General features: G+C 45.9%; 18 protein-coding genes. 16 read left to right on the top strand and 2 right to left on the bottom strand.

The genetic code is table 11. From position 1 onward, the window contains the following. Positions 1-8: 8 nt before the first annotated feature. The 10 genes from G9U52_RS06425 (at position 9) to G9U52_RS06380 (ending at position 11,072) form a co-directional block, all read left to right on the top strand. On the top strand, positions 9-1,349 hold the full coding sequence (locus tag G9U52_RS06425; protein WP_166147447.1) for a TerD family protein: 1,341 nt from the start codon (positions 9-11) through the stop codon (positions 1,347-1,349). 56 nt (positions 1,350-1,405) lie between these two features. Then, the gene (locus G9U52_RS06420; protein WP_166148186.1) at positions 1,406-2,164 is read left to right on the top strand and encodes a MeeY/MeeF family manganese export membrane protein; all 759 of its coding nucleotides are present in this window, start codon (positions 1,406-1,408) and stop codon (positions 2,162-2,164) included. Between the two features lie 81 nt (positions 2,165-2,245). After that, entirely contained in the window at positions 2,246-3,460 is a 1,215-nt protein-coding gene (locus tag G9U52_RS06415) for an HpcH/HpaI aldolase/citrate lyase family protein (protein WP_166147445.1), read from the top strand. After that, positions 3,393-4,826, top strand: a complete 1,434-nt coding sequence (locus G9U52_RS06410; RefSeq protein WP_243767171.1) for a phosphoribosyltransferase family protein — start codon at positions 3,393-3,395, stop codon at positions 4,824-4,826. The genes G9U52_RS06415 and G9U52_RS06410 overlap by 68 nt, the downstream gene beginning before the upstream one ends. Next, the gene (locus tag G9U52_RS06405; RefSeq protein ID WP_166147443.1) at positions 4,823-5,968 is read left to right on the top strand and encodes a cysteine protease StiP family protein; all 1,146 of its coding nucleotides are present in this window, start codon (positions 4,823-4,825) and stop codon (positions 5,966-5,968) included. Before G9U52_RS06410 ends, G9U52_RS06405 begins: the two co-directional genes overlap by 4 nt. Then, the gene (locus G9U52_RS06400) at positions 5,968-6,810 is read left to right on the top strand and encodes an HAD family hydrolase (RefSeq protein WP_166147441.1); all 843 of its coding nucleotides are present in this window, start codon (positions 5,968-5,970) and stop codon (positions 6,808-6,810) included. Before G9U52_RS06405 ends, G9U52_RS06400 begins: the two co-directional genes overlap by 1 nt. Then, on the top strand, positions 6,807-7,859 hold the full coding sequence (locus tag G9U52_RS06395; protein ID WP_166147439.1) for an ATP-grasp domain-containing protein: 1,053 nt from the start codon (positions 6,807-6,809) through the stop codon (positions 7,857-7,859). The genes G9U52_RS06400 and G9U52_RS06395 overlap by 4 nt, the downstream gene beginning before the upstream one ends. A gap of 281 nt (positions 7,860-8,140) precedes the next feature. Beyond that, positions 8,141-8,869: a hypothetical protein gene (locus tag G9U52_RS06390; protein WP_166147436.1), complete on the top strand. Its 729-nt coding sequence runs from the start codon at positions 8,141-8,143 to the stop codon at positions 8,867-8,869. Positions 8,870-8,909: 40 nt separating this feature from the next. Then, complete coding sequence (locus G9U52_RS06385) at positions 8,910-10,037, top strand: toxic anion resistance protein (protein ID WP_243767170.1); 1,128 nt, start codon at positions 8,910-8,912, stop codon at positions 10,035-10,037. Positions 10,038-10,439: 402 nt separating this feature from the next. Further along, positions 10,440-11,072, top strand: a complete 633-nt coding sequence (locus tag G9U52_RS06380) for a hypothetical protein (RefSeq protein WP_166147432.1) — start codon at positions 10,440-10,442, stop codon at positions 11,070-11,072. Here the strand turns inward: G9U52_RS06380 and G9U52_RS06375 are convergent. Further along, on the bottom strand, positions 11,066-11,473 hold the full coding sequence (locus tag G9U52_RS06375; protein WP_166147429.1) for an ImmA/IrrE family metallo-endopeptidase: 408 nt from the start codon (positions 11,471-11,473) through the stop codon (positions 11,066-11,068). The two genes, G9U52_RS06380 and G9U52_RS06375, sit on opposite strands and share 7 nt — an antisense overlap. 49 nt (positions 11,474-11,522) lie before the next feature. After that, positions 11,523-11,963: a helix-turn-helix domain-containing protein gene (locus G9U52_RS06370; RefSeq protein WP_166147428.1), complete on the bottom strand. Its 441-nt coding sequence runs from the start codon at positions 11,961-11,963 to the stop codon at positions 11,523-11,525. Between the two features lie 335 nt (positions 11,964-12,298). Between G9U52_RS06370 and G9U52_RS06365 the strand changes: the two genes are divergently transcribed. From G9U52_RS06365 to G9U52_RS06340, 6 genes are all read left to right on the top strand, one after another. Continuing rightward, positions 12,299-12,808, top strand: coding sequence for a sigma-70 family RNA polymerase sigma factor (locus G9U52_RS06365; protein WP_166147427.1), 510 nt, complete (start codon positions 12,299-12,301; stop codon positions 12,806-12,808). Positions 12,809-13,016: 208 nt separating this feature from the next. After that, a complete protein-coding gene (locus tag G9U52_RS06360) occupies positions 13,017-13,535 on the top strand; it encodes a phage neck terminator protein (RefSeq protein WP_207952821.1) in 519 nt (172 codons plus the stop codon). A gap of 12 nt (positions 13,536-13,547) precedes the next feature. Beyond that, the gene (locus G9U52_RS06355; RefSeq protein WP_166147425.1) at positions 13,548-14,567 is read left to right on the top strand and encodes a DUF3383 family protein; all 1,020 of its coding nucleotides are present in this window, start codon (positions 13,548-13,550) and stop codon (positions 14,565-14,567) included. Between the two features lie 107 nt (positions 14,568-14,674). Next, positions 14,675-15,070: a phage structural protein gene (locus G9U52_RS06350; protein ID WP_166147424.1), complete on the top strand. Its 396-nt coding sequence runs from the start codon at positions 14,675-14,677 to the stop codon at positions 15,068-15,070. Between the two features lie 74 nt (positions 15,071-15,144). Further along, entirely contained in the window at positions 15,145-15,438 is a 294-nt protein-coding gene (locus G9U52_RS06345; RefSeq protein ID WP_076233246.1) for a hypothetical protein, read from the top strand. Further along, positions 15,419-15,619: a hypothetical protein gene (locus G9U52_RS06340; protein WP_166146749.1), complete on the top strand. Its 201-nt coding sequence runs from the start codon at positions 15,419-15,421 to the stop codon at positions 15,617-15,619. The genes G9U52_RS06345 and G9U52_RS06340 overlap by 20 nt, the downstream gene beginning before the upstream one ends. Positions 15,620-15,622: the final 3 nt, after the last annotated feature.

Raw genomic sequence — 15,622 nt, 5'->3', positions numbered from 1 at the left:
GGGTAGTAATGGCGATAACGATAGTAAAAGGCCAGAAAGCGGACTTAACTAAAACGAATCCTTCTTTGGTGCAAGTATTGATTGGTATGGGCTGGCGAAATGCAGATTCCGTTGAAGTGGATTTTTCTGCTTTTGTTTTAGCGGGTAATGGCAAGGTTTCACGAGATGAAGATCTTATTTTCTACGGCAATCCGTTAGGTGCAAACCGGTCCGTATCTCTATTGGTAGGCGACAAACAGCATGTGGCTGGACAAGTAGATCGGGAGCAAGTTACGGTTAGCCTAAATAGCATTCCAGGAGAAGTGGCCAAAATTGCCTTTTCCCTAACTGTCTATGAAGGGGAGAAAAGAAAACAGAACTTTTCCCAAATTGAGGACGCTTATATTCGCATCATTGATCCATCAAATGGCAATGAACTCCTTCGATATAATCTGGGTAAAGATTTCTCCGTCGAAACAGCCGTAGTCGTAGGGGAATTGTATAGATATAACAGTGATTGGAAGTTTAACGCGATCGGTTCAGGATATGCCGGGGGATTGGGAGCATTATGCAGCAGCTTTGGTATTGAGGTTAAGGAAGAGGCAATCAAACCACCTACACCTACACCTACACCTACACCTACACCCACTCCACAGCCACCAGCAGCGCCGACTGTTATTCAACCAGATAAACCAGCCAATAAGCCGCCGTTAAACCTGAATCGCCCTAAAAGTGAAGCAACGAATGTTCCCCCGGTCGGAGGCTCGATCAATCTGAACAAAATCGAGTTGAAGAAACGTGGAGACTCGATTAACCTCCAGAAAAATTCCGGCAGTCTTGGGGAAATATTAATTAATTTGAACTGGGATCAGAAAAAGAAGAAAACGGGCTGGTTCGGCGGTGGCAGTAATCTCGATCTGGATTTGGCCTGTTTATATGAATTGAAGGATGGAAGCAAAGGTGTTGTGCAGGCTTTAGGGAATTCCTTTGGTTCGCTTAATCGTCCACCGTTTATTGCGTTAGATGGAGATGATCGGACGGGAACCGTTAAGACGGGCGAGAATTTGAGGATTAATGGAAATATGATCAAGGAACTCAAACGAGTGCTTGTGTTTGCCTTCATTTATGAGGGTGCTGCCAATTGGGCTGAGGCGAATGGTGTTGTTACGATTAAGCAAAGTGGTGGACCTGATATTGAAGTACGGATGGATGAGCACGAGAAGAATAAAGGCATGTGTGCGATTGCCCTGTTCGAGAACGTTCAAGACCAGACCTTCAGTGTAGAGAAGCTGGTGTCTTACTTTGCTGGCCATAAAAATATGGACGAAGCCTATAGATGGGGTTTAAAGTGGGTAGCCGGCTCGAAATAATGGTTTAAACAGAATGAAGGGGGTCGTAGACGTTGACAGAATTTATAAGTAGTTTTATGGCGAATTTCAGCTCGTTTTTTAGCTGGACTAACATTGTAGCCACATTGTCTGACCCGGTCAACTGGGGAATTATAGGTACTCTGATCATACTTGAGGGCTTGTTATCTGCGGATAACGCATTAGTGCTTGCGGTTATGGTTCGGCATTTACCTAAAGAGCAGCAAAAAAGAGCATTGTTTTACGGGATTCTGGGAGCTTATATTTTCCGGTTCCTGGCCATCGGCATTGGTACGTTCCTAGTTAAAATTACTTGGGTCAAAGTAGCTGGTGGTGTGTACTTGCTATGGATTGCCATCAGCCATTTGTTTAAACTGGAATTCAAATTGTACGGGGTTCTGCCTTATATCGGCAAAAAAGCAGTTGTGGAAGAGCATGAAGTGGAGAATAAGGGCCAAGGCTTCTGGAAAACAGTGTTTGCTGTTGAAATGATGGATATTGCCTTTAGTATCGATAGTGTCCTTGCTGCCTTTGGTGTCAGCGAGCAAGTATGGGTGTTATTCCTTGGAGGTATTCTAGGCGTGCTCATGATGCGTGGTGTCGCTCAGGTCTTCCTGAAATTGATCGAGAAGTTCCCAGAGCTAGAATCCGCAGCATTCATCTTAATTATTGTTATCGGTCTTAAGATGATCGTTGCCGCATTTGGCGTTCATATTCCACATGTGTATTTCTTCTCCTTGCTAATTGCTATTTTTGGAGGTACGATAGTCTACAGTAGTTACAAACAAAAGGGAGATAAACAAGCTAAATCGAACTAAAAGACTCATAGTTACCTAATATCCTTCCATTCCCGGAGGGATATTTTTAACTTATATTTGAGACGAAGGAGGAGCGATCATATGCGTTATTTTAATTACCTCTCGGAAGAAGAGGAAAAGCTCCTCTTCCATGAGTTACCGGTTTCTTTTGACAATGCATCTGATAAAGAAATGCTTTCCTTTGCTGTTGGGGCTGCCCTTTACACACCAGCCACTCGACAAACAATCGCTGATGACATCCTTGCAGGAAAGCATGAAGGCCTGGTTTCCATGATTATTGACCTCGAAGATGCGATTGGGGACCATCAAGTAAAGCTGGCTGAGGAATGCTTACTGCTGCAATTAAATCGGTTATCCGCTTGGGTTCGGCACGGCACGCTTCAGAGGCATCATCTTCCCTTGCTGTTCATTCGTATCCGCTCACCTGAACAAATGAGCACAGTATTGGCCTTAATTGGCGATAATGTTGAGCTGCTTACCGGCTTCGTCTTTCCCAAATTTACGGTGGACAACGCCGACGAATTCCTTCAATTACTCATTGCTTATAATCGCAACAAATCCCCCTCTGCCCCAGCCTTGTACGGCATGCCCATCTTAGAAACCACCGCTGTCATTTATCGTGAGAGCAGGCTGGAGACATTAATTGGTATTAAAAAGAAATTGGATCCCCATAAGGAATTGATATTAAATATCCGCATTGGAGCCACCGATTTTTCCAGTTTATTCGGAATTCGCAGAAGCTCGGACATGACCATTTACGATTTAAGTGTCATTCGTGATTGTATTGCTGACATTATCAATATATTTGGCCGCATTGAAGATGGGTATGTCATTTCGGGACCTGTATGGGAATATTTCAAAAACGACAGAGTGCTTAAGCCTCAACTCCGCGAAACCCCTTTTGAGGATGCACTAGGACGTAAAGGCCGCAGGCTGCGTATGCAGGTAATCAATCGCTTTATGGACGGGCTTATCCGGGAAATTGCATTGGATAAAGAAAATGGGCTTATTGGAAAAACAATTATTCATCCCACTCACATCACGCTTGTACAAGCCCTTCTAGTCGTCACCCACGAAGAATACATGGATGCATCTAGCATTATGGCCAATAATACAGGTTTCCTAGGTGTTATGAAGAGCCAATACGAGAATAAAATGAATGAAATCAAACCACATATGAATTGGGCGCAGCGAATCATCAGTAGATCAAAAGTATACGGGGTGCTCCATGAAAATCAAAACTTTACATCCTTACTCATCCGACTCGGGCAAGAAAAAGCATATTTACAAAATTAAAGGAGAGCTAGAGGTTATTGTTCATATTACGAGCAACCCTTTAGAGCTGGATATGGACGAGCTGTTCCTAATGGCAGCCAGAGTTAACAAGAAAAGAAGCTTTTTATTTGTAAGCAAGGTTTTAGGTAAGCATATCCCTGTAAATCCGCATGTTTCCTTATTGGGCGGGGCTGCTTTAGCCGTATTGCTGCAGAATGCCTTCGAAGGTGAAATGACTGTAGACCTTCCCGAAATTGTCCAAGCGATTAGACAGCCTTCGCTATATGCAGAGCAAGTATACGCTAAGCTAAAGCATAACCCGCTGCCCCTCAATGGGCCGCATCTATTTATCGGGTTCGCTGAAACGGCTACGGCGCTTGGCCATAGCATGTATGATGCATGCAGCGGTACTACGCAATATTTGCATACAACGAGGGAATCCATTAGGGAATTAACATCCCTGATCAGCTTCGAAGAGGAGCATTCGCATGCAACGGCACATCGCTGTTATGCGATAGATGCTGCATTTTTCCAAGGAACACAGCCAGTTGTACTGGTGGATGACGAAATAACGACGGGGAAAACCGCGCTTAATATGATCCGCGATCTGCAAATGAAATTTCCTCGGTCCAGATATATTGTTGCCAGCCTTTTGGACTGGAGATCAGCTACGGACCGCGATAAATTCACCGCTTTGGAAGAGGAGCTTGGCATCGAAATTTCTTGCCTTTCGCTTATTGCAGGGGAGCTTGAAGTGATTGGCGATTCTATCGATATGCATGAAACGAGAAAGCCAGCCTTGGAAAGAACACATGCCTCACAACTGGCCAAGCACTATCTGTATGGCCAATTCGAGCATCTGCAGGTAACATCGGAGGATTCCTCCGGTCACATTAACGATCAGCCCTATGTAAGCTTATCGGGTCGCTTTGGGCTTGCCTGTACCGATAATGCTGCCTTTGATAGGCAGGTTGCAGCGGCTGGAGCTTTCCTGAAAACACAAAGAACCGGCAAAAGCACTTTATGCTTGGGCACTGGTGAGTTTATGTACCTGCCTATGAGAATCGCAGCGGAAATGGGGGAAGGCATCCTCTATCAATCCACAACACGCAGTCCTATTCACGCAAGCAACGACGCTGGTTATGCCATTCAGAGCAGAGCCTCCTATACATCTCCTGAAGATCCGGCTGTCTTGAACTTTTTGTATAATATTCCTGTAGGCCACTATGATGAACTGTTTGTTTTCTTGGAAAGAGAGGTTTCTCAAGAAGCCTTCGTACCGTTCTTAGAAGCCCTAGAACGCACACAAACCACCCAGCTTCATCTTGTCTATTTCAGTCCAGAAATGAAGCAGGCGAACGAAAGCAAAAAGGAGATTCGCTCATGAATGCAGAATTATTTGCTAAGTCGGTTCATGCCCCGTCAGCAGTAGGGAGCTATAGTACGAATGATGTTTTGTTTCTTCTCAAAGACTTAAGCAATATAACCTTGGAGCGTGCCACGGAGGATCGTGAAGAAGCGATTCAATCCGGCGTCCATTACTCGGAAATGCTTCCTGTAGAGTATCAGCCTACAGACGCTTACATCCAGCTTTTTCATGAAACCCTTGATGAATCTGCTGAGAAAGTAGCGATCGCCGCTGGGGTTGTGGCGGAGTTAATTATTAGTAAGCGTGGCACAGATACAGTACTGGCCTCATTGGCACGAGCAGGAACGCCTATCGGTATCTTAATTAAAAGATATATTAAGGAAATCTATCGGCTGGATCTTCCCCACTATAGTATATCGATTATTCGAGGTAAGGGTATTGATGAGAATGCGATCAAGTATATGCTGCAAAACCATCCTGGGCACGAGATCCAATTTATTGACGGCTGGACGGGAAAAGGTGCCATTCGCAAGGTGCTGGTTGAAGCTTGTGCGCATATGCAGAAGAAGTATGGTGTCCGGTTAAATGATGATTTGGCTGTATTGGCTGATCCAGGCTACTGCTCGGAGACCTTTGGCACCCGCGAGGATTTCCTGATTCCAAGTGCATGCCTGAATTCGACGGTCTCGGGCTTAATGAGCAGAACGGTTTTACGGGATGACCTGATTGGTCCCGAAGATTTTCATGGCGCTAAATTTTATAAAGAGTGGTTGTCGAAGGACTTATCTAATGTATTCATAGACCAAATTTCCGACCATTTCAAGCAAGTGGAGCCGGCAGCCAAAAAAAACGCTGCGGTTTTGCTCCAACAATCGGAGCTTACCCAAGCCTCATGGAAAGGGCTGCAGGACATTTTGCGGATCCAGCAGGACTATGGGATTGCTGATGTGAACCTGGTTAAACCGGGAGTTGGGGAGACCACAAGAGTATTGCTGCGCAGAGTTCCCTGGAAAATTCTTGTGGATCGGTTGGATAATCCGAATTTGCGCCATATTTTGCTGCTGGCTAAGGATCGTAATGTGCCAGTAGAAGTATATCCAGACCTCACCTACTCCTGCTGCGGAATTATTAAGCCATTAGAAAAAGGGGAGACTGAATAGTGATATTTGCCAGCGACCTGGATCAAACCCTGATATATTCAGAGGCTTCCATGGGCCTTTTGACGCCACTGGAGCAGACCGTTCCTATTGAATTATATGAAAATCGATATATTTCATTTATGACTCAGCATGCGATCAACCTGCTAGGAGAAGTAGCTGCGAAAATGGCTTTCATTCCGGTAACGACGCGTACCGTGGTGCAATACGAACGTATTTTTGTTTTTAAGGATACGGTGAAGCCGAAATATGCGATCACCAGCAATGGGGGAACAATCCTCGTTAATGGACAAATCGATCTAGAGTGGAAGCAAGCGGTTACGGCGGCAGTTGCTGGGACGAGCGCTCCTGCTGAAGAAATCAAATCTTATTTTGACGAAATCGCATCCGAGGAATGGGTGCTCACGGAGAAGTATGCGGATGATCTTTTCTATTCATTAGTAGTCGTGCGCGACAACATTCCCCAGCCTGAGCTGGAGGATTTTCGAGTGAAAATAGCTGGCTTAGGCTGGAATCTATCGATCCAAGGAAGAAAGATTTATCTGGTTCCTGCGGCATTAAGCAAAGGTGCAGCCATGCTGCATCTTAAAGAGCGGCTAGGTGCTTCCTTCGTTGTAGCGGCGGGCGATTCGTTGCTGGACGAGAGCCTGCTGATGGCTGCAGATGAAGCGATAGCACCAAGGCATGGAGAATTGTTTAAGCATTATCCTGTCCATCCCCATATCTCCTATACACAGCTCCCGGGTATTATTGCTTCCGTTGAGATTTTGGAGAAGGTGTTGGAACGACATGCCCTCATTAATGGCTATAGCGAACAATACGTAAATAAGGAAGGTGTTCTATGAAAAGAATTTGGTTTAATCGCTGGTTTTCCGTTGCTTTCCATTATATGAATTTAATCCGCAATAATCCTTATGGGGAAAAATTTGAATTATACGGGACACATCCCAATATTCAGCACATGTCCTTGCAAGCTTGCGACCATGCCGAAACCGAGCCTGTGCTTGAAGGGTTCGAGTATGTTGAATTCTGCTTGGATTTTTGTAAACGCCACAAAATCGATGTCTTCATCCCCAGGCTGAAGATGCTGGAAATTGCTACCTATGTCGATATGTTTGAGGCAATCGGCACCAAGGTGATGGTCTGCCGCGATACCTTGCTTCTGGAAAGCTTGATGGAAAAGGATTTGTTTTACGAGTCTGTCCGTGGCAAGGGGATTGTGGAAATCCCGGAATATCGAGTTGTGAATACGGCTGCTGGCTTTAAAGATGCCTATGAGGACCTAAGGGCTAAGGGGCTAAGCGTATGCTTTAAGCCTACGAATGCAGAAGGCGGCATGGGCTTTCGCGTAGTGGTGGAGGAGCAAGACCGGCTTGCGGAGCTGTATGGGTGGGTGAATCTTAAGATTACCTTCGAGCAGGCTTATGAAGCCTTCTCCTCCCAAGAGACCTTCGAGCCTATTATGGTCATGGAGATGCTGGAGGACCACGAATATAGCATCGATTGCTTGGCCTCGGCTGAGGGTGAATGGCTTGCAGCCATCCCGCGGCGCAAAGAGGAGGGGCGCCTCTATCTGCTTGAAGATGTCCCTGAGCTTCTGGACATGTCAAGGCGGTTTGCCGAAGAATACCGAATCCCTTATGTGTATAATATCCAAGTGAAATACAATAAGGGCGTTCCTAAACTGCTGGAGATTAATCCGCGCATGTCCGGTGGCCTCTATATTACTTGCCTTTCTGGCGTCAATATCCCTTACTTGGCTGTGAAAGCTGTACTTGGGCAGCCTATGGATGCGATTGCGCCCCAGCTTGGCATTACGGCTACCTATGTGGAGCAGCCGATTATTGTAACGGCCAGTGGAGCCACCCAGCGGGTGCTTGAAGAGTCCGTGTAAATTTAGCTGTAATTAGCCTTCGTTTCCACTGAATGCCTTAGTGGAAACGAAGGCTTTTTATCATCCAAGGAAACGCGGCCACAACAACGGCCGGAATCCCAGATGCTGGTCCTCGATAACGATCCCATCGTAGAGTCTGAACAGTAATGGGTCATCCAATGCTCTTTCGGACGATGTACTCTTAAGGGCAGCTATTACCAGCAGACGTAGTCTGAATTTACAGTCTATTTATGTTATGATAGAGGGGAAGGCAGCCTATTTTCAGGAGGTGCACAGACTTCATGTCAAGCAACCAAATATTTGCATTGTTAATAGGGACTGGATATGTAATCGGATTGATTGCCTCCTTTTTTTCCCCAGCCTTTGTGGCCTTGTTCTTTCCGTCCTTGCTAGCCTTTATTGGACTTATTGTGTACAAGCACCATTCAGGAATTGCGAAGGCTGATCCCAAGCCACTCGACGGCACCTCGAAACCGTCATCTTCTGCTCTTTCATCCGAAAGTGCCGGTGCTGCTGAAGCCTCGGCTAAACCTTCTGCATGGACTATTAAGACTGCCGCTAGCGCTGCTAGCCCAGCCAATAGCTCCTCCTCCAATGGCCCTATTGTGGCAGATCCTCTATGGGGACCTGTTTTGGAGTATATAGGGGTAATCGAGGATATGATTATTTCCGAGGGGCAGAAAAACAACCTCGACGATGAAATCGTGGAAAAGACGCTCGCTTTGTTATCGCGGCTTGGGCGAGTGATTCCCCAGCTGAAGGAATTAAATGACGGCAATATTAACCATAATATCAATCGGCTTGTTTTTAAGGATTTGAATGGTGCCATTAATCCCTTTTTAAGATTGAGTGGGGAAGCCAAGCAGCAGAATCGCAGGCTTTTGCTATCAGGGCTCAAGGATATTGATTCGAAAATCTCTTTTTATGTCGCGTCTATCGAGCAAAGGGATTTGATTGACCTCCAGACTAAAATTGACTTGATTCAGCAACGCTATAACTCCAAAATCTAAATGCAAAGCTAACTAAACGAATTGTTAGGGGATGATCCTATTGTCAACGCAACCATTATCAGAGCTTGTCCTGCTTAAACAGGAGGATGTGAAGAAGGTAGAACAGGAAGCCCAGCAGCTCATTCAAAGGGTAGCGACAACGGATACGTTGAACTTGGACAACCTGATGGATGAAATCGGCAATATGGGGCAACGGACAATGGAAAAGGCGGGACAGTCATTGTCGATGCTGGAGCGGCCTGTTAACGAGCTTATGTCCGGCAAACGCTCCGAGGTAACGAATCATATACTTAAGCTCCGCGATGAGGTGGATGCGCTTAACAAAAGCAAGCAGGTCAGTTTTTTTGATAAGCTGCTGAAAAAGACGCCAATGAAAAACTTCGTGCATAAATATCAATCCGTCAATACAAATGTGGCGGCAATCGTCCAATCACTGCGCAATGGCAAGGACACGCTACAGGAAAATATCGTCTATATGAAAAATCTGAAGCGTACAGCGATCCAGGAAGTATATAATGTGCAAGCGCGGATTGCTCTGGGCAATAAGCTGAAGGAGCTATTCGAGCTTGAGATTGCAAAGCCAGAGAATGCACATCGCAAGACACATTTGGAGCGAGGGCTGCGGAAGGTGGTAACGCGTATCCAATCGTTTACCGAAATGATTCTGCTGTACCAGCAGGCCATTGCCGGGACGGATATTATTAACGACAACAACGATAAGCTTATTGATGCGGTGGACAGCACGATCCACAAAACGCAGCATCTGATCACGGTATCGGCGATGATTTCGATGGCGCTTCAGGATCAAGTGGATACGATTGATGCGGTTAATTCGGCTAACCGGACGTTGGAAACGATGTTTGCCGAAAATTCACGGCTGCTTAAGGAAACCACCCAAAAAACGAATGATTTATTGGGAAAACCCGCCCTTCAGATGGATGTTATCAATCAAGCGATTGGCGATTTGTTCACAGCGATGGATCTATACGAGCAATCCAATCGCAGCATCATCCAAACAGCGAGTGAGCATACGGAAAAGATGACAGCGATCAATAAGCAGCTGAACGAGCGTTTGGGTATTTCAGGCTCGCAGACAGGCTCACAAACTACACAAGCTGCGCTTCCCAATCAGCAGCAAAGCCAGCCTTTATCGAGCTTTTTGGAATAAAATCCAAGCGGGCAGGCTTCATATGGCAAAGGAACAGCCCCGTCCACTTCAAGGAGTGAATGGGGCTATTTTTGTGTTGTGGACTAAAGCTTACAAGGAACCAAATGATCCCTATAGGCATAAAATGAAAATGGAATGCTAGCAAGTCGAGTAGGCATAAGGTAAGGTATTGGTTTTGTCATCGGCAATCTTGTCGTTAATAACAAGCAGATCGGGGTGTGCATATGTTTGATATGATTGAAGGGTTAACGGCGTTCGGTTTTATTATCACACTAATCCTAATTGCAGGGAGGGAGAAGGCTAATTCCATAGCTATGTTGAATGATTGATCGAGGTGTTATTTTCGGAATCCTGTTGAATCTGGTACTATGTAGGTAGTACCTATTGATCGGAGGCAGGAATATGCTAGAGTTTGAATTCGAGGTTATGACCGAATCATCGATACATTTGCGGTATTTGTTTGGTGGAGAGTGGTTCACCTTTAATCTCTTTCTTAGAGATGATGTATGGATCCTTCATCCTTTCGAGGGTATCTTGTTGGGGAATAAAGAAATGAGCCGGCTAGTTATAGCGGAGATGTTTTCCAACAAAATCTTCCTGGTTATGCTCGCCAAGGAACGGATTCTGCTATCAAATATTCATTCATCGATTGACCTTGGGCACCGCGAGAAGCCTGCTATGCCAAAGCGTGGCGGAATGGGCGAAAGAGCTGGCACCGTCAATAGAAACCATCCAGCCATTCCGGAAATTCCAGAAATCTCAGAAGTTACAGAAGCTACGGACGACCTAGAGGATTTGGATGCTTTTATTCAGGGGAATTCGCTTGAACAGGTTATAGAACAGGAAAGAAGCCTTGTCCTTAGGAGAGTCACTTATTATAAAGAAATTTTGAAGCGGATGTTCATGGATGGTATGGGGCCAAACGATGAGGAGTTTGACAAAGTACGGAATATTGTGAAAATCTATGAGGAAACGGCACAAAAGCTAGGAAACCCGGGTGATTTCAGCGGAAATAACCACAATCGGTTTCAGTAAAATTTGTGCATTTCCTCAGGAATGCCATGCCGTGAGCAAAATTGCTGGGTCGTTTCTTCGGATTGGATCTCATTGTTGGCTAACAGTAATTTCACGGCAAAGCGGTTAGCCTGTGTTTCGAACTTGCCAGGGTTAAAAAACGAATGCTCCTCCAAGAAAAATCGGCTAACACCTCGGTGCAGGCGGTCATGCCCAAGCTCATGGGCACAGACGAATCGCTGCCATTCCTGGGAAAGCTGGTTGTGGATCACGATAAACCTGCGGCGGAGCTTGCGGTAATAGACGCCTCTGGTATTCGTGCCGAGATCGTGAAACCGAACCTGGATGCCCATCCCCCGCGCAATCGTAAAAGGGCAGTTGGTTTTATGTCGCTTAATAAGCTTTATTACGATATCGTCCATGATCATCACCCAGCTAATTCAATTAGTAAGGCAGTTAAAACCTACGAGCTCACGGCTTAGGCAAGTTGTCGGAATCGTGAGGTTTTTTGTGTTTATTCATTTGCTTGGCTTCCCAGAAAAATCCAGTCAGGACATCCATAATCCGCTGTCTGTCAGCATCATTAATTGGCATGCCGTCGAACATCACCTCACCATCCTCCTCCAGCATTTTTTTGAAATCCCGTTTGTCTTTGTGCGTAGCCCAAGCAGGAACCTCATGCATCCGCTCCTCCCTTATATGGCCAGCTTGGTCCATCATTTCCTCATAAGGCACCTTTAAAGCCTCAGCAAGCTTACGGATCGTTACCGGTTTAGGAATGCCTCTAAGGCCATTTTCTATACGGGAAATTTGTGCGTTGCTAATACCCGAATCAAATGCTAATTGGTTAACACTGATGCCCTTCTGCAACCGGACTGATTTCAAATAGCTGCCAAACTGCGATTCACCCATAGTAAGAACCTACCCTTCGTTACCTCTTGGTAACAATATAACGTATGTATGCCAAAAGGTAAAGAGAAAATGCGATTTTACGTTACCAAAAGGACTAAATAAGAGGATAGCAGCTGTTTAAGGTGAAATTTGGCTGTTTTTCCATCTTTACCAAACGTATGTTCGTTGATTAGTATTATAGCATAAGAAGATGAGGAGGCAACATTTTTTTGTGAAGAATCTGAATGATAGAAAATTGTAAGAATCTTTCAGCTCTTTTCGTTACCAAAAGGTATTATATATAAAGTAGGCAACAATTATTATCCGTATCATAAATAAGAGGAGGTTGATTGAAAATGAATACATGGGAAACCCAAAAAGAATGGTTAAACGGTATAGCGGAGCTGAAAATGTCATACCGCAGTACCCGCCGTATACTGGTCAGTGCTAAAGAAAACAGCCACCCTCCCGAGGAGCAACTGTTAATCGCCGAAATGATCGCAGACCTCACCTATGCGATTGAATGGATGCATACCGGAAGATGCCCGGGAAACCGCAGAGGGATCGAGCGAAGAGCCGCGTATCAACGGGAAAAGCTGGTCGACCCTTTTCAAATGCAAATTTATATGCAGCAGCATAACGAGCCGTTGGGCAAGCCAGACAAAGTTTCAGAAGTACAAAGAATCCAACTCGAATGTGTATTGTCCAGCCTAAGTGTGCGCGAACGGGAATGCTATGAGCTTCATCATGGGAGTGGCTATTCCTTAAGTGAAATTGCGGAGCTGCTTGGAGTGAAAAAGGGCACTGTACAAGGCTATATCCAAACCGCGAACAAAAAAGTAGTACAAGCCCAAGCCTTAAAATAAGGGCGCCCCTTACGACTGCCACCTAATAATGAGAACAAAAATACGAACAAATGTTCTTGTTTTTATTTGAGGAAATTGTAGCTATAGCAAGAGGGAGGAAAGGAGCCATGAAGGATGAAAGGTATGGACAAGCTTAATCAGAATTGTAAATCACGCTCAGCATCGTTGGGGCAAGGGCAAGCAGCGAGGTCAAGTGGACATCGACTGTATGGGCAAGCAGGTAGAGCCGATGATTGATTTGGAGCTTATCCGTTCAACCCTTGTAGACGGTTTGAGTGCCCATCTGGAAATTCCAGTCATGGAGATCCATACGGAAACAGCAACACCGTATCCCTTCATTACGTACAGCTTTAGAGGACCCATCGTCTTCCCAAGCAACACACCAGTGGTTACTTTCATTCCGGCAGAAGGGGATGAAGCTGGTGAAGAGATGACGGAGCGGCACACGGAGCAGCCTACTTTCCGCATTCGCTTTAGCTCCTGCTCAGACCAGCAGATGGAGAGCATAGAGTATGCGCTACGGATGCATGATTGGTTTCGAACCATTGGTCGGGATAGGTTGAAGCAAGAGGCCAATGTGGTGGTTGTACAAGCTGGAAAGATTAAAGGTCGCGATAGGCAAATGGATAGTGCATGGGAACGAAGGCATAGGTTTTACGTTACTTTTAGAACCGTCAGCGTAGTCGATATGAACCAAACCGCCATTCAAACAGTAAATTGGAATTAGGGAGGAATTAACATGGTAAACACAATGAAGGATGTAACTGTGGTTATTGATATTCAAAAGCCCGTAGGGCGTTTAGGTTTTGGCAAGGTTCTTATTCTTGGGGCAAAAACAGGTGGCTTCAGCTATAAGGAGTATCTGGATTTGGCAAGCGTGAAGCTGGATTTCATCGAGAGTACGGAGGAATATAAAGCGGCTCAGGCGATTTTTGCCCAAGGAGATCAAGCGCCAGCGGTCATTGCCATTAGCTGCCGCAATTCAACAACAGGTGAATCAGAGGAAACACTGGTCGAGCATCTGCAGGCCGTAATGGATAAGGATTGGTACTTCTTGGTCAGTACGTCTGCTGCCAAGATAGATGTGCTTGCAGTTGCTGATGAAATTGAAGCGGATGGCACGCACCAGTTTTTCACCCGTTCGTCAAGCCTTACAGACTTGGCAGATATTAAAGCTAAGACCTACACCCGCACGACCGTTCTCTACCATACGACGATTACGAATTACCCAGAGGCGGCTTGGGTAGGTGCAGCAGGCTCGGCACCTGTAGGCAGCGTGACCTGGAAATTCAAAAAGCTCACCGGCATTCAGCCGTTGGAGCTGTCGGGCACTGAGCTGTTGGCGATCCACAATTTGGGCGCTAACACTTATGTCTCGAAGGCAGGTGATTCCGTTACGACCGAAGGCAAGGTTGTTGACGAAGAATACATCGACATTATCCATGCTCGGGATTATGTGAAGTTCTCCATCGAGTACGGCGTTCAGAAGCTGCTGAACAGTACACCGAAGGTGCCTTATACGGCAGCGGGCATCGCCCAAATCGAAGGCGTGGTAAGAACCGTGCTGCAGCGGGCGCACAATCAAGGCATTATCGCGAGCGACGAGGATGGTGTCGGCCTCTATGGCACGACCTTCAAATCTCGTGAAGAGGTGGATCCTGCTGACCGTGCAGCGCGAAGCTATAACGATGGTTCGTTTTTCTTCGAGCTTGCTGGTGCCGTGCATGATGCCAGAATTAACGGCGTTATCCAATTTTAAGGTTCCTGATTCGTTCTCTAATGTTAGAGCGAGATTCCCTTTTTAATCGTACCAAATTTAATTCTATACAAGCTCAAAGCATCATCCCATTCTAAGGAGGAATATCAATGGCTACAAAAACTTATGATCCCAAAAGTGTGACAGTCACCGTAAATGGCGTGTATATTACGGGGCTTGGTGAGAGCATGGTCGAAATTACGAAGGACGAGAACAATTACGATACAAAGGTGGGTGCCCAAGGCGATAAAGTGCGTACGAAAATCAACAATAGCTTGGGTACGATCAAACTCACCTTGCAGCAAACAAGCCCGCAATTAGCTTATCTGGACAGGCTGGCGAACAGCGGAGCCTTGATTCCGATCAGCATTATTTCAGCCAATGATCCTAAGGAAACGACTTCGGTGACGGAAGCTTTTTTGAAAAAGCCTTCTGACCGCAAGTACGGCAAGGATGCTGAAGACCGTGAGTATGAATTTCAGGCCTTGGATCTTAAATTGGAATAGGAATTGGTTGGATTACGGTAATGGATGCAGGTGGATAGCAACAGAAATATGAAGAAAATTGGAGTGATTGAGCAATGAGCAATTTTAAGCAGAAAAACTATACATCCCGAAGTGGTAAAGCCTATACCTTCCAATTCCCTGGTGTTCGTGCAGCGGCACAAATCAGCGACCGTGTGAAGAACAAATTCGGTGTCCCGCAGGAGGAGAAGCTGGCTGAGGAAATGATGAAAAACGTCATCGTTGAGCCCAAAATCTCCTGGGATTATTTTGGCAGCGACAAGAAAGAATTCAACGATGTGATTGCAGCCTCCTTCCGTTTCCTTGAGGGCGAAGACGAGGAAGCCTCGGATGATCATAACCAAGAGTGAAGCACGCAAGCGGGCGGAGCGCAATTGGGCCATGTGGCGCTTGTTGCTGAGTGATATGAATATCACCTACAGCGAGCTGAACCAGATGGACCAGGACGATCTGGCCGAGGCCAATGCGGCACTGGATATGTACATCGAGATGATGGAGAAAAATATGGAGAAGTCGAAGAGGCGTTCCTGACGG

It is taken from the genome of Paenibacillus agricola (assembly GCF_011440305.1).
In the GTDB taxonomy this organism is placed as follows: domain Bacteria; phylum Bacillota; class Bacilli; order Paenibacillales; family NBRC-103111; genus Paenibacillus_S; species Paenibacillus_S agricola.
The sequence above is the reverse complement of the archived record's forward strand: the minus strand, read 5'-3'. Positions and strand labels throughout refer to the sequence as shown.